The sequence below is a fragment of the Serratia sp. LSHTC3 genome (genome assembly GCF_057197125.1).
Genome location: NZ_JBXUNP010000001.1, coordinates 1,460,442 through 1,475,371 on the forward strand (window position 1 = coordinate 1,460,442; position 14,930 = coordinate 1,475,371).

Below are 14,930 nucleotides of genomic sequence, written 5' to 3' on the forward strand. Positions count from 1 at the left end.
AGGACAGACACCATGTCAGAAACGCTTTCTTTACCGGATACTCAGGTCGAGTATCGGGATTATCCGCTGGTTGCTGCGCAACCGGGGATCTGGATCGCCGACCAAATCGCGCTGCGCCGCAACAGCTTCGCCGTGGCGCACTACACCGAACTGCACGGCGCTATCGATCGTTCGGCGCTGGAGCGCGCGATCCGTCAGGGGCTGGCCGAAGCGGATACGGTTCAGGCGCGATTCTTTGAGGCGCAGGACGGCCAGCCGGTGCAGCGTTTACCGCTGATAGCCGATCCCGCACGCGTGCAGGCGCCGGAGTGGTTCGATTTCAGCGCGCGGCCGGACGCCGAGCAGGCGGCGCTGGCGCTGATGAACGACGATCTGGCGCAGGATCTGCCGGCGGACGGCGAACGGCCGCTCTATCGCCATGCGGTGATCCGCGTCAACGCCGATCGCTGGTTCTGGTACCAGCGCTTTCATCATCTGACCCTGGACGGCTTTAGCTTCGAGGCCATCACCCGTCGGATCGCCGATATCTATCGCGCGCTGCGACACGGGCTGTCGCCGGCGGCATCGCCGTTTACCCCGTTCGGCAAGGTGGTGGCAGAGTTTCAGCAATGGCAAACGTCGCCGGCGCGCCGGCGGGCGGGCGAATTCTGGCAACAGCATCTGCGCGATTTGCCGTCGCCGCTGTCGTTATCGACGGAGAGTCGGGAGGTTGAACCGGGCGCCCGGCCGCTCAAACAGGCGCTGGTGCTGCCGGAATCGCTGTTTGACGAAGCGCTGCAGTCGCTGCAACCGGCCGATATCGTCACGGCGGCGCTGGCGATGTATCTGGCGCGCATGAGCGGCGAAACCCGCTTTTCACTCGGTTTTCCTTTCATGCGCCGTATGGGCTCCCAGGCGCTGGCGGCGGTCGGCCCGGTGGTTAACGTGCTGCCGCTGCTGCTGAATGTGACGCCGGAGATGTCGCTGGCGGACGTCTGCCAGGCGACCGTGGCGCAAATCAAACAGGCGCGCCGCCATCAACGCTATGAAGCGGAGCAGATCAAACGCGATCTCGGCCTGGTCGGCGGCCATCAGGAGCTGTACGGCCCAGTGATCAACGTCAAGGTCTACCACAGCGCCTTGTCCTTCGACGGCCAGGCGGCCGTTACCCATACGCTGGCGATGGGGCCGGTCGACGATCTCGAGTTTGAGATCGGCTTTCGCAACGGCGTGCTGACGCTGTCGTTGGTGGCCAACCCGGCCAAATACTCGCCGCGCACCTTGCATCACCACGCGGAGCGCATCGGCCATTGGCTGCAGCAACTGGCGCGGCAGCCGCACCAGCCGAACGGTCAACTGGCGTTGATCGGCGAAGGGGAGTTAAAGCAGCTCGCGGCCTGGGGGCGCGGCGCGCATCTGACGCCGCCGGCGGGCATGGTGTCAATCATGGACGCTTTCCAGCGCCAGGTTGAGCGGCAGCCCGAGGCGCTGGCGGTGGCCTGCGGCGATGTGCGCCTCAGCTACCGTCAGCTCTCCGAACGGGTGATGCAGCTGGGGCGAGTGCTGATCGAAAGCGGCATCGGCGCGGAAGACGTGGTCGCCATCGGCATTCCGCGCTCGGTGGACACGCTGGTCGCGCTGTTCGGCGTGTTGGCCAGCGGCGCGGCCTATATGCCGCTCGATCTGGATTACCCGCGTGAACGCCTGGCGCTGATGTGCGACGACGCGCGGCCGGCGATGTTGCTGACCCACCGCGCTACGCAGGCCAATATGCCGGATCTGCCACAGGTATTGTGCCTGGACGACGCAGCGTGCCTGGCGCGCTGCGCGGCCGCCGAAGCTGCGCCGATAACGGATGCCGAACGGCGTGCGCCGCTGAACGAGGCGCATCTGGCCTATATGATTTACACCTCCGGTTCGACCGGCAAACCCAAAGGCGTGATGTCCACGCACCGCGGGCTGCTGAACCTGTTCCTGTCGCATCAGGCCTCGCTGTTTGGCCCGGCGATCGAAAAATTCCAGGCTCGCCATGGGCGACGCCTGCGCGCCGGCCATACCGCTTCGTTCTCTTTCGACTCCTCCTGGGAACCGCTGTTCTGCATGATGATGGGCAGCGAACTGGTCATCTTCGATGAGGAGCTGCGCCGCGATCCCTGGGCGCTGCTCGAACAAACCCAACAGACGCCGATCGATCTGCTGGACATCACGCCGTCATTCTTCTCGCAACTGGTGGACTGCGGCCTGCTGAAGGGGCAGTTCCCGCTGCCGGCGTTCGTGATGATCGGCGGCGAGGCGGCAACGCCGACGCTGTGGAACCTGATGCAGCAGCATCCGGAGGTGGAGATCCACAACTATTACGGCCCGTCCGAATACACCGTCGATACCCTCGGCGCGCCGGTCACGGCCGCCGAACAGCCGGTGATTGGCCGGCCCCTCGCCAATACCGAAGTCTGGCTGCTCGACGGCCGCCTGCAGCCGGTGCCGATCGGCGCGGCGGGCGAGCTGTACATTTCCGGCAAAGGCATCGCGCGCGGGTACCTGCGGCGCCCGGATCTGACGGCGGCGCGCTTTGTCGCCAATCCGTTCGCCGAAGGCGAAGTGATGTACCGCAGCGGCGATCTGATGCGCTGGAGCGCGGAGGGCCAGCTGGTGTTCATTGGCCGGACCGATCACCAAATCAAGGTGCGCGGCTTCCGCGTCGAGCTGGGTGAGGTGGAAAGCGCCTTGGCCGCCTTGCCGGACGTGGGGCGGGCGGTAGCGATCGCCGAGCCGATCGGCGCCACCTATCGCCTGATCGGTTACTGCTCGGTGCAGGATGACGCGCGCCGTGCCTCACCCTCGCTGCAAAGCGAGCTGCTGGGGCAGTTGGCGCAACGTCTGCCGGATTATATGGTGCCGGCGATCCTGGTGGTGATGCCGGAGCTGCCGCTTAACGTGAATGGCAAGATTGACCGCCAGGCGCTGCCCAAACCGCAGGAGACTCTGGCGCAAAGCATTCGCGAGCCGGCCACCGAGCAGGAAAGGCTGATTTGCGGCGCCATGGCGCAGCTGCTGGGGATGGATCGCATCGGCGCCGACGACGATTTCTTCGCGCTCGGCGGCGACAGCATCTCGGCGATGGGGCTGGGCACCGCCCTGCGGCGCAAAGGGTATCTGCTGCGGCCGCGCGAGATCTTCGCGCTGCACACCCCCGCGCGCATGGCGCAGGCGATGCAGCCGCTGGCCGTAGACTCTCAGGCTGCACGCAGCGTGCAACAAGGCCCGATCGACGGGCTGCCGATCCTGCATTGGTTTGCCGAGACGGGCGATATGCATCGTCGCTTCGCGCACGGCGTTTTTCTGCGCGTGCCTGCCGAGCTGCAACCGGAACAGCTGCGTTATGCATTGGAGCAGTTGCGTGCGGCGCACCCGGCGCTGGGCGCGCGGATCCGCGAGGGGCAGTTGGTGGTTGAAACCGCCGCCGGCGGTGAACTGATGCAGGTTCATAACGTATCCGGTGAGCTGGAGTTAGCGGCGGAACAGGCGTTTGATGCCGCACTTGACCATCTCGAACCGGCTGCCGGCACCATGATGCAAGGCATCCTGTTGCAGCGCGACGGGCAGAGCCTGGGGCTGGTGCTGGCGATCCATCACCTGGTAGTCGACGGCGTTTCCTGGCGCATCCTGCTCGACGAGCTGCGGCAGGTGGCCAACAGCGCCATGCAGGGGCAGCGGATCACCTTGCCGCCGGAAGAAACCTCGCTCTATGAGTGGTCTGCACGCCTACGAGCCGACGCTGAACGCCGGGAAACCGAGCTGCCGTTCTGGCGGCGGATGCTGGCGGACGGCGCACCGCGTTTGGGGCGACGCGCGCTGGATCCGCTTAGCGATCGCACTGGCGACGTATCGGAAAAACGCACGTTGCTCGACAGCCGGCTGACCGCCGCGCTGCTCGGCACATTGCCGCAGGGATACCGCGCGCAGGTTGAAGAGATCATGCTGTGCGCGCTGGCTCAGACCTGCCGCCGCCGTTTCCAGGCCGCTTCGCTGCGTTTCTCTCTGGAGTCGCACGGCCGCGCAGAACTGGACGACGGACTCGATCTGGCCCGCACCGTCGGCTGGCTGACGGCGGAGTATCCGCTGCACATTGAACTGCATGACGCTGAGCACAATGAGGCCGTGCGTGCGGTGAAACGGGCGACGCGAGCGGTGGCCGATCGCGGCGTCGGTTATGGCCAGCTGCGTTATCTGCATCCGCAGCGTGACGAACTGGCGGCGCTGGCGCAGCGCAATGCGCCGGAGATCTTGTTCAACTACCTCGGGCGTTTCAGCCAGGATGAGGGGCACTGGACGCCGCAACGCAGCCAAACCCGCTTCCGCGACGCCTTCGCCGTGGCGCAGGATGCGCAACAGGCGCTGTCGTATGGCCTGGAGGTGAATATCTTTGTCGAAGAGCGGCGCGACGGCGCCTGCCTGGCGATCAACTGGAGCTGGCTGGAGGCGATTTTCAGCGAGAGCGACATTGCGCAGCTGCACAGCGGCATCGAGCAAGCGGTGCGTTCACTGTGCGAGTTTGCCGAGCGTCATCCCGAACGCGCGGCGGCAACGTTGGTGGCGGCCGAGATCGCCCAGCCGAACGTTGCCGATGAGACGGTGCGCGCCTGGGAGCAAGAGTGCGGGCCGTTGGCGGCGGCGCTGCCGCTGTTGCCGTTGCAACATGGCCTGCTGTTCCATGCGCAGACGGCGCAGCAGGGCGGCAGCTATAACTCGCTGACGCGCCTGAGCCTCTGCGGCGAGCTGGACGAACATCAACTCCAGCAAGCGCTGAATGCGGTGATCCGCCGCCATCCGCAGCTGGCCGCCCGGTTCAACCGCGAGGGGGAACCGCTGCAGCTGATACCGCAGGAAAGCCATTGGCCGCTGGACAGCCGTAAGCTGCCGCCGCTGTCCGAAGAGCAAGAAGCGCAGGCGCTGCATGAACTGGAACAGGAAGAGCTGCGGCGCGATCTGTTTAATCAGCCGGGTGCGATGCTGCATGCGCTGCGGATCAAACACGGCGATAGCGAACGCTACACGCTGTTCCTTAACGCACACCATCTGATTGTCGACGGCTGGTCGACGCCGGTGGTGCTCAACGATCTGATGCTGGCCCTGCGTGAAGGCGAGCAGGCGTTGCCGCCGCTGCGCTCGAACTACGCCGATATCGTGCGCCGCCTGACCGCGCGGGATGCCGACGCCTCGCGCCGCCTCTGGCGTGAGACGCTGCAGGATGTGCGCCCGACGTTGTTGTTCGGTGAATCGCATAACGATCGCGTGCATGAGTTGGAAATGACGCTGCCGCCGGCCGAGGAAAGGCGCTTGCTGACCCTGTGCCGCGAACGCGGGTTGACGCTCAATACCCTGATGCAGGGCATCTGGGCGCTGCAGCTGGCCAGCTGTTGCGGCCATCAGGACGTGGTGTTCGGCTCGCCGGTTTCCGGCCGCTTTGGCCAGATAGAAGGGATTGAGGAACACGTTGGCCTGTTCAGCAACACGCTGCCGGTGCGGGTTCGTCTGCAGCATGACCGTTCGTTGACGGATCAACTGACCGAACTGCAGCATCGGCAGATTGAACTGCTGGAGCACGACGATTTGGGCTTGGGGGAGATCCAGCATCTGGCCGGGGCGGGCACGCTGTTCGACACGCTGTTGGTGGTGGAAAACTACCCGGACAACGACGCCTTGCTTGGCGGCGCAGGTTCCTTGCGCTGCGATGCCATCCGTAACAAAGGCTATACCCACTATCCGCTGACGCTGCTGGTGCTGCCGGGCGAGCGCCTGCGTCTGCTGATGGAGTACCGCGATTCGGTGCCGCAGCCTGAACGCTTCGCCGCACGGCTGATGGCGCTGCTGCAACAATGGATAGCGCAGCCGGATCTGCCGCTGCCGCGCTGGCAATTGCAAACGCCGCAGGAGCAGGCGCTGGTCGCGGCGGTCAACCGCACCGGGCAGGCGGTGGCGGACACCACCTTGCATCAGGCGATCGCCGATCAAGCGCGGCGCACGCCGGAACGCATCGCGCTGCAGGACGCCGGGCACAGCCTCAGCTACCGTGACATGCAGCGCCAGGCCGCGCTGTTGGCCGAACGGCTGACGGCGGCCGGCATTCAGCCGGGCGATATCGTCGCGGTGGCGTTGCCGCGTTCGGTGCGCCTCAGCCTGGCGCTGACGGCGATTGTGCAGACCGGCGCCGCCTGGTTGCCGCTGGATACCGGCTATCCGGACGAGCGGCTGGCCTACATGGTGGAGGACGCCAAACCACGGCTGATTATCACCGAGAGCGCGTTGGATGCCCGCTTCGCCGCGCTGGCGCCGACGCTGCGGTTCGATGCGCTGGATGACAGCGGGCGTATGCCTGCGCCGCGCCCACCGGCGGGGAACGGCGATTATCCCGCCTACGTGCTGTATACCTCCGGTTCGACCGGGCGGCCGAAAGGGGTGGTGGTGAATCACCGGGCGATCGTCAACCGTCTGTTCTGGATGCAGCATGAGTATGCGCTTGATGCGCAGGACGTGGTCCTGCAGAAAACGCCGTGCAGCTTCGACGTTTCCGTTTGGGAGTTCTTCTGGCCGCTGATGGTCGGCGCGCGCCTGGTGATGGCGCCGCCGGAGGCGCACCGCGATCCGCAGGCGCTGACGACCTTGATCGACGACTATGGCGTGACCACGCTGCATTTCGTTCCGTCGATGTTGGCTATCTGGGTTGAGGCGCTGAACGAACGGGCGCCGCAGCGCGCCGCCGCCAGCCTGAAACGCGTGTTCTGCAGCGGCGAGGCGCTGTCGTGTGAACTGGCATCCCGCTATCAGGCATTGGTTGCCGCGCCGCTGCATAACCTGTATGGCCCGACGGAGGCGGCGGTCGATGTTACCTATCAACCGGCGTCCGGCGAGGCATTGGCGGCGGTGATCGGCGCCGGCGTGCCGATCGGCAAACCGGTCTGGAACACCCAACTGAGCATTCTCGACGCCATGCTGCGGCCGGTGCCCGTCGGCTGCGCCGGCGATCTCTACCTGCGCGGCATTCAGCTGGCCGACGGCTATCTGCATCGGCCGGGATTGACGGCGCAGCGGTTTGTCGCCGATCCCGCCGGCAACGGCGCTCGCATGTATCGCACCGGCGATATCGCCCGCTGGCTGGAGGACGGCAGCGTCGAGTATTTGGGCCGCAGCGACGATCAGCTGAAGATCCGCGGCCAGCGCATCGAGCTGGGTGAAATCGAGCAGGCGCTGCTGGCGCAGCCGGGGGTAGCGCAAGCGGCGGTGCACGCCATCGAACTGGGCGAGGGCGCGACGGGACTGGGCGGCGCCGATATGCGGCAGTTGGTCGCCTGGCTGATCGCCCAACCGGGCGTGACGCTGGATACCGCCATACTGCATCAGGCGCTGGAGGCGCGTTTGCCGGCGCATATGATGCCGGTCAGCTATGTCATGACCGACAGCTTCCCGCTCAGCGCCAGCGGCAAACTGGATCGCAAGGCGTTGCCGCGGCCGCAGCTGAACCCGCAGAGCGGCCGCGCGCCGCGCAGCGACAGCGAGCGCCTGCTGGCGGCGCTGTTCGGGGAACTGCTGGGCCGTGAAAACGTGTACGCCGACGACGACTTCTTCGCACTGGGCGGCCACTCGCTGCTGGCGATGCGTTTGGCGGCGGAATTGCGGCGGCGCGTCTCTCGGCCATTGACCGTCGGGCAAATCATGTTCGCCCGCAGCCTGGAGAAGATGGCGCATCTGCTTGATGACGTGCAGGCCGCCAACTCGGCCGAAAGCCGCGGCGTCGGCGAATGCCTGCAGCTGCGGGCCGGCCAAGGCCCGGCGTTGTTCTGCCTGCATCCGGCTTCCGGTTTCGCCTGGCAGTACTCGGGGCTGAGCCGGTATCTGCCGGGGAGTTACCCGATCATCGGCCTGCAGTCGCCAAGACCGGACGGCGTCATCGCCACCTGTGAGGACATTGAGCAGATGGTCGATCGTCATCTCGCCACCCTGCGCCGCCTGCAGCCGCAGGGGCCTTACTACCTGCTGGGCTATTCGCTCGGCGGCACGCTGGCGCATTCGATGGCCGCGCGTCTGCAGCAGCAGGGGGAGGAGGTGGCGTTCCTCGGCATGCTGGATACCTATCCGCCGGAAGGCCAGGACTGGACCGGCCCCACCGAGGAGGAGGCGCAGAAGGAGGTGGCGCAGGAGCAGGCCGAGTTTATGGCGGAAGATCATGGCGATCCGGCGCTGATGGCGGAGAAGGCGGCGATGTTTGACAGCATTGTCGCCAACTACCGCGACGCGGTGCGCCTTCTTTCTCAGGCGCGCAGTCAGCGTTTCCACGGCACGGCGACGCTGTTCGTCGCCGACCGGACGCTGCCGCCAGAGATGGATATCAACGCCGTGTGGGCGCCGTATCTGGATGGGCTGATCTGTCATCACCAAGGCTGCGAGCACGCAGACATCCTGTCGCCGGCCTCGCTGGAGACGCTTGGGCCGCTATTGCATTCGCTGCTGACGCGGCAATACGGGTTGATATAACGCAACCGGGCCGGGGCGTGCGCCACGGCCCGTACTAAAACATGATATGCAGGACACTATGGCCAGACCTTCTTTTTTTCTTGATTTCAGTTTGCTGAGAAGCAATGCGCATTTTCGTGCGATTTTCTGCGCCCGCATGCTGTCGGTGTTTTCCCTCGGCATGCTGGCGGTGGGGGTGCCGATTCAGATCCAGGCGATGACCGGCTCCACGTTGCAGGTGGGCGTGGCGGTGGCGCTGGACGGCGCAGGCATGTTTATCGGCCTGATGCTGGGCGGGGTACTCGCCGATCGCTACGATCGCCGCAAGCTGATCCTGTTCGCGCGCGGCACCTGCGGGCTGGGCTTTGTCGCCCTGAGTCTGAACGCCTTCGCCCCGGCGCCGTCGCTGTGGGCGCTCTACCTGCTGGCAGCCTGGGACGGATTCTTTGGCGCGCTGGGCATGACGGCGCTGATGGCGGTGATCCCGCTGCTGGTGGGGCGTGAAAACCTGGCGGCGGCGGGGGCCTTGAGCATGGTGACGGTGCGCATCGGCGCGATCCTGGCGCCGGCGCTGGGCGGGATTATCATCGTGTTCGGCGGCGTCGGTATCGCTTTCGCCGTCGCGGCGGCCGGGACGCTGGGCACCCTTGTGCCGCTGGTGCGCTTGCCGACGCTGCTGCCGCAGCAGCAGGAGCCGGAACATCCGCTGCGCGCGCTCGCCAGCGGCTTCCAGTTTGTCTGGCGCAATAAGGTGGTCGGCTCGGTGGTGTTGCTGGGGATGTTGATGAGCATCGTCGGCGCCGTCAGGGTGCTGTTCCCGGCGCTGGCGCAGGACGCTTACCACGTCGGCGCGTCCTCTATTGGTCTGATGTACTCCGCAGTGCCGCTCGGTGCGATGTTGGGCGCGCTGACCAGCGGCTGGGTGGGGCGTTTCTCTCGCCCTGGCGTGCTGATTCTGGCCGCCGCGATCGTCGCGTTCACCGCCATCGCATCGCTGGGGCTGTTCAGCCATCTGGCGCCGGCGCTGTTGGCGCTGGTGTGCTACGGCTATGCCAATGCCATCGCCTCACTTCTGCAGTTCATGCTGATCCAGAGCAACACGCCGGACCATCTGCTGGGGCGGGTGAACAGCCTCGGCACCGCACAGGACGTGACCGGCGATTCGATCGGCGCGCTGGGGCTCGGCGTTCTGGGCAAGATGTTTACCCCGTTGATGAGCGTGCTGTCGTTCGGTGCGTTCGCCGCCTTGTTGGGCGTGCTGGTGGCATGCAGCGTGCGCACGCTGCGCCAGTGCCGGCCGGCGGACGCGTTGGTCGAGCACGATGAACCCGCGCCGGCAACCTCAGCGGCGGCGGACAATTAACCCCTTATGGCACCGGCGGTTCCGGCCGGTGCTGTTCCCCCCAGTGGCACATCATGTCGATCACCGGGATCAGCGAACGCCCGCGCTCGGACAGGCTGTACTCCACCTTGGGCGGGATCTGCGGATACTCCTTTCTCACCACCAACCGATCTTTTTCCAGCTCTTTCAGCGTCGAACTGAGCGTCTTGTACGAAATGGTGCCGATGCAGCACGCAGATTTTTTCCCGCTGAGCAGAGCGTTCGTACTGAAGTTGGCGCTAATGAGCCAGAAGGATGGGGGAAATAAAACATTAACAAACATGAAGCATTTATGAAAAAAAAAGAAATTATGCTGGGTGTTTTAGGGAAGATAGAGAGAAAGGAAGCATGGGAAACTACGTTCTAAATGGTAATGTCATCAAATTACAACCGTTCGCATATCCTGATGTAAGTCATCTTCACAAGGATAGTCTTGTATTACTGGGTAAGACTCAGCAATTGATAAAGAGGACAAATATTGGATATGAACAAATGGTCAATAATGCTATTGAGGCAATAAAAACAGACAGGGTAAAATTATTGCAACATCGCCTTAGTAATCATGTAGATCCAAAAATATTCCCCAGTGAAAACGCGACCAGTCGTAAAGAGTTTTCTTTCTATCAGCATGCAGAACCTGTTTTTATAGATAAACTGCTCAGTGATGAATCGTTCATTGGGTTTATCAGTGATGCCGGGCGAAAAATAAAAGATGAGTCTAACATTATTCGGCAGGGGAATATAAGAACCGTCCCTGATGAAGAGGGTGGGTACACCGAGTTTATTGATATGTCAATGCTTAGTGTGTCATTGTATTCCTTACGTGCGTATGCACTGAAAAATGATGATACGCACTGTTTGTTTGTGTCTATTGTTTTTTCCGTTATGTTTGTACACGCTCATCCGCTTTTAGACGGAAACGGTCGTGCATCCAGGCTTTTTTTTAACATGATGCTGAATAATATATCATCTGATTACATCCCTCTCACCGAGCTGTGTTATGCAGCACGTAGTGGGTATGTTCTCAGTTTACGCGAGGCATTTTTGTTCTCAGAGTGGGATAACATCATCCGATTTTACTGTAACTGTATTCATCTGCTCTATGGTTCATCATTAAGTGATCTAAATAGCATGCAGTGAAAAATGCATGCTATTTAGCTAATTTATCGACAAAGGAGCATTTATGTTAACTGAAAAAGATCTGCTTTTGATCAAGACAACAACGATGACGGATACGCAAGTCGGTAAGGGTGACGGTTGGACTACCTCTAAGAGTTAAGTGAGGTGGTCTGTTAGGTAATACTTTATCTGACCGTTGATTGCAAAGTATGGTGGGGCCCCGCCATACTATAAAAAATAAAAGGTTCCAATATGGAAAAACTTTTGTTTTTGTTTAGGTACTTCAAAGCTTCATCAAGCCAAACGGTAAAATGGCAGTTTGTCTATGTTGTATTAATATCCGTTATCACCACGCTGATGTTCTCAGTGCAACCCGTAATTATGTCATATCTGGTCAATGCCATCGAAGTAAAAGCGTACAGTTTATCCGTTGCGGTGATTGGTCTTGCCATTAGCTATATTGCACTGATGAGCATAAAAAAGCTATCCTCGGCAGTTAACTTTATTTTGATAACGTCGTTGCGTAACAATGTTGTCATTAGTCTGACAGATAGTTATTTCAAAAGTTTGTTTACTTCAAATAAAATGACGACAAATGAGAATACCGGTGATGTCACACAGCGGTTGAATCAAGCAGTGGACGAACTGACAACGTTGCTGAGAAATATCTCGCATAATTTGTTACCTCCGCTCCTGCAGTTGTTTTTTAGTATTTCAATAATATTGATTTCTGGTGATGTGGTTGTCGCATTACTCTTCGTACTTTACTTTGTTATCTATCTGTGGACGAAGAGGAAATTTAACCCGAAAATTGTTACTTTGTATTCCGATTTTTATTCATCCTCGGTAAAAAAATACAGCATAATTACAGACAGTGTTAAGAATATAGATGCTGTTAGAGTTTGTGACTCTTATGATTTTTTGTTTTCTAGATATAAAAACTTACTCAACTCAATAGAAGAGAAACATGAGGCCTTGCTTAAGGCTGACTTCCGGTTCCTGCTGATTGAGTCTATTTTAAGCATTCTATTTTTTGGTGCCACTTTCTTACTCTCCTTTTATCGCGTCATGAGTCAAGATATCACGCTCGGTCACTTTGTTATGATATCTTCCTACATTATGCTATTGGCTTCCCCCCTTGAGAATATCGGCTCCATGTATACCGCAATGCAAAAATCCACGGTATCACTGTATAAGTTTATTACTGATATGGGCACCCCTCCCCGAAATGATCATCCGGTGATGAACAATGTCCAAGGTGAAAGTGTCTCTGTGACGCTCTCAAAGGTCCTGTTTTCGTATGAAAAAAATGGAACGAATGCAATCCATAACATGGACTTAACGTTATCATCCCCAGGTTTCTATACCTTGACCGGTCCAAGCGGGGCTGGGAAAAGCACCCTGGCTAAACTGATTGCTGGGGAGCTCATGCCTGACTCAGGCGAGATATATGTTAATCAAATGCCAACAAATGGCATGTCTGACAAAGCACGAGCTAAGTTAATGTTCCATGTATCGCAAAATGACTATATTTTCATGGATACTCTTCGCTTTAATTTACAAATTTCGTGCCCACATGCATCGGATGAAAAACTACTCAAGGCGTTGCAGTTAGCTCAATTTAATGATATTCCGTATAACGATCCTGCCGAATTGTTAGATTTGCCGATAGGAGATAATGGTATGACCTTGTCAGGGGGGCAGCGACAACGCCTGTCATTGGCCAGGTTGTTTCTCAGGCAGCCACAGATCATTATTCTCGACGAAGTCACCTCGTCACTGGATATTGTAAATGAAAGAGAAGTGCTGAAAAACATAAAATCAGCCTATCCTTTCGCTATCGTCATCAATATCAGTCACCGGCGTTCAACATTTGATTACTCAGATGAGATCATAGTATTGGATCAGGATGGCATTGTTGACCGAGGTAATTTGCCCTCGCTTGCCTGCAAAAATACGTATATTCAATCCATCCTGAAAAAGGGCGACTTTGACATTGCGGGTTAACATTGGTGTTATTGTTTCGGTAACACGCCCATTTTAGGGAGGAATGGCTGGACGACGTGCTCACCTACGGCTGGGCCTACGGTTCCCGCAGCGGCTATAAGATGCAGAACAAGAAACTGGCGCTGGCGGTCACGGCGGGCGTGCGCGCAGAAGATTACGCGCGTGAAGGGCGTTATCGCTACTCGCTGGAGGAAATCTTCCGGCCGTTTGAAGTCACCGCCGGTTACGTGCGGGCCGACTATGCTTCGTTCTTTGCCTTTTACGGCAAGGAAGCCGCTTCGGACGGGGCGGCAGAGCAGGTTCAGCAGCACGAGCTGGACAGCAGCGCGCAGGGCTATCGGGCATTTCTCGCCGCCCTGAATTAACGATACGCCCCGGATGCGCCTGATAGTGCTGTTGCGAATGTCCGGGGAGGAATATGATTACCGTCTCCTATGATTAGCCGGTGATAACCCCATGCCTTCGGCCGAAACGTTTATTGCTTTTCTTGTTGCACTCACCCTCCTGGAACTGTCTCCCGGACCGGACATGATGCTCACGCTGGCCCGGGGTATCGGCCAAGGCCGCCGTATCGCGCTGCTCAATGTTTTCGGCATGGTTTTTGTCGCCGGCATGGTGCAGGTTTCCATGCTGGTGCTCGGTCTCGCCACCTTGCTGCATACTTATCCGCTGGCGTTGGACGTATTGCGTTGGGTTGGGGCCGCCTATCTGGTCTGGCTGGGGATAAAAATGCTGAAGGTAAGCCGGCAGCGTTCCGATGCCGTGCTGAAACCCCGGATGATGACCGGGTGGCAGGCGGTGAAAGAAGGGGCGATTAACAGCCTGACCAATCCTAAGTCGCTGCTGTTCATGTTTGCTTTTCTGCCGCAGTTTGTTAACCCAGAAAACGGGCCGGTTTGGTTGCAATTGCTCGTTTTAGGTTCCATTCAGAAGCTGGCCGGGATCCTTTCACTGGGCTCTGTCGCGATGGCCTCCGGCACCGTGGGGCAATGGCTCGCCCGCAATCCCCGTTTGTTGGTCTGGCAGCAGAGATTTACGGGCGTGGTCATGATGGGATTGGGCGCCAAACTCCTCCTTGGGGGCGGCGCTGTGTCAGCGCCGCGATAAGGGGAGCGGCTCGCGCTATTTCAGGTGAATGCTAAAGCCGTCTTGCCCCGGCGCCAGATGGGCTTTCAGCGTCAACTGCGGGATCAGGTAGTCACCGGCGTTTTGCCGCCGAAACGGAATCGGCTCGGTGCGCCACAGGTTATCGAGCCGCTGTCCGAGCTGCTCGCACAGTTCGGCAAAGCGCGTCTCGTCGGTCTTACCGGCGCGGTAGGTGACGAAAGGCGGCAGCACCTCGAAGCCTGGGTAATGCAGCATGCCGTGCTGGATAGGGAACAGAATATCGTCGATCGGCCCGTTGATGCCGCGCGGGGCGTAATGGGATCCCCACCCGCCGGCGCTGACGATCAGCATCGCCCGTTTGCCCGCCAACATACCCTCGCCGTAACGGTCGCCCCAATGGGTATCGGAATGTTCACCGACGCCGTAGGCAAAACCATAGGCATAGACGCGATCGACCCAGCCTTTCAGGATCGCCGGCATCGAGAACCACCACAGCGGGAACTGCAGCAGCACCGCGTCCGCCCAACGCAGCTTTTGCTGCTCCCGTTCAATATCGGCGCTTTGCACGCCGTTGGCGAATGCGCGCCGGGAATCCAGCGAAGGATCGAAACGGGGCCCTGATGCGCCTTCCAGGCTGTCGTCGGCGTCGATCGCCGCTTTCCACTTCATGGCGTACAGGTCTGACACCTGGACCTGATGGCCGGCCTGCGTCAGGCGCTCAACGGCGAAGTTTTTCAGTGAACCGGTCAGCGACAGTGGCTCTGGGTGGGCGTAAACAATCAATACATTCATAACAACACTCCTTGGGGTGAGAGCTGCAGGTTAGGGC

Annotated in this window: 8 protein-coding genes; 6 read left to right on the forward strand and 2 right to left on the reverse strand. The window is 59.9% G+C overall.

What is annotated here, in order from left to right; all coding sequences use genetic code 11:
• Positions 1-12: 12 nt before the first annotated feature.
• Both AC2CGI_RS06915 and entS read left to right on the forward strand, forming a co-directional pair.
• Positions 13-8,508, forward strand: coding sequence for an amino acid adenylation domain-containing protein (locus AC2CGI_RS06915; protein WP_076741240.1), 8,496 nt, complete (start codon positions 13-15; stop codon positions 8,506-8,508).
• A 58-nt stretch (positions 8,509-8,566) separates the two neighbouring features.
• Positions 8,567-9,850: an enterobactin transporter EntS gene (gene entS / locus AC2CGI_RS06920; protein WP_076741241.1), complete on the forward strand. Its 1,284-nt coding sequence runs from the start codon at positions 8,567-8,569 to the stop codon at positions 9,848-9,850.
• A 4-nt stretch (positions 9,851-9,854) separates the two neighbouring features.
• Here entS and AC2CGI_RS06925 read toward each other — a convergent pair whose 3' ends face one another.
• A complete protein-coding gene (locus AC2CGI_RS06925) occupies positions 9,855-10,151 on the reverse strand; it encodes a winged helix-turn-helix transcriptional regulator (protein WP_015377904.1) in 297 nt (98 codons plus the stop codon).
• A 65-nt stretch (positions 10,152-10,216) separates the two neighbouring features.
• Between AC2CGI_RS06925 and AC2CGI_RS06930 the strand changes: the two genes are divergently transcribed.
• The 4 genes from AC2CGI_RS06930 to AC2CGI_RS06945 all read left to right on the forward strand — a co-directional run bounded on the left by AC2CGI_RS06930 (position 10,217) and on the right by AC2CGI_RS06945 (position 14,101).
• Complete coding sequence (locus tag AC2CGI_RS06930; RefSeq protein WP_015377903.1) at positions 10,217-11,008, forward strand: Fic family protein; 792 nt, start codon at positions 10,217-10,219, stop codon at positions 11,006-11,008.
• A gap of 231 nt (positions 11,009-11,239) precedes the next feature.
• Positions 11,240-12,994 (forward strand): ABC transporter ATP-binding protein, encoded by a 1,755-nt coding sequence (locus AC2CGI_RS06935; protein ID WP_076741242.1) that lies wholly within the window; start codon positions 11,240-11,242, stop codon positions 12,992-12,994.
• Between the two features lie 47 nt (positions 12,995-13,041).
• Entirely contained in the window at positions 13,042-13,359 is a 318-nt protein-coding gene (locus tag AC2CGI_RS06940; RefSeq protein WP_226882980.1) for an NAD(P)H-dependent oxidoreductase, read from the forward strand.
• Between the two features lie 91 nt (positions 13,360-13,450).
• Positions 13,451-14,101, forward strand: a complete 651-nt coding sequence (locus AC2CGI_RS06945; RefSeq protein WP_075201139.1) for a LysE family translocator — start codon at positions 13,451-13,453, stop codon at positions 14,099-14,101.
• A gap of 15 nt (positions 14,102-14,116) precedes the next feature.
• Here the strand turns inward: AC2CGI_RS06945 and AC2CGI_RS06950 are convergent, their stop codons facing one another.
• The gene (locus tag AC2CGI_RS06950) at positions 14,117-14,893 is read right to left on the reverse strand and encodes an NAD(P)H-dependent oxidoreductase (protein WP_021503708.1); all 777 of its coding nucleotides are present in this window, start codon (positions 14,891-14,893) and stop codon (positions 14,117-14,119) included.
• Positions 14,894-14,930: the final 37 nt, after the last annotated feature.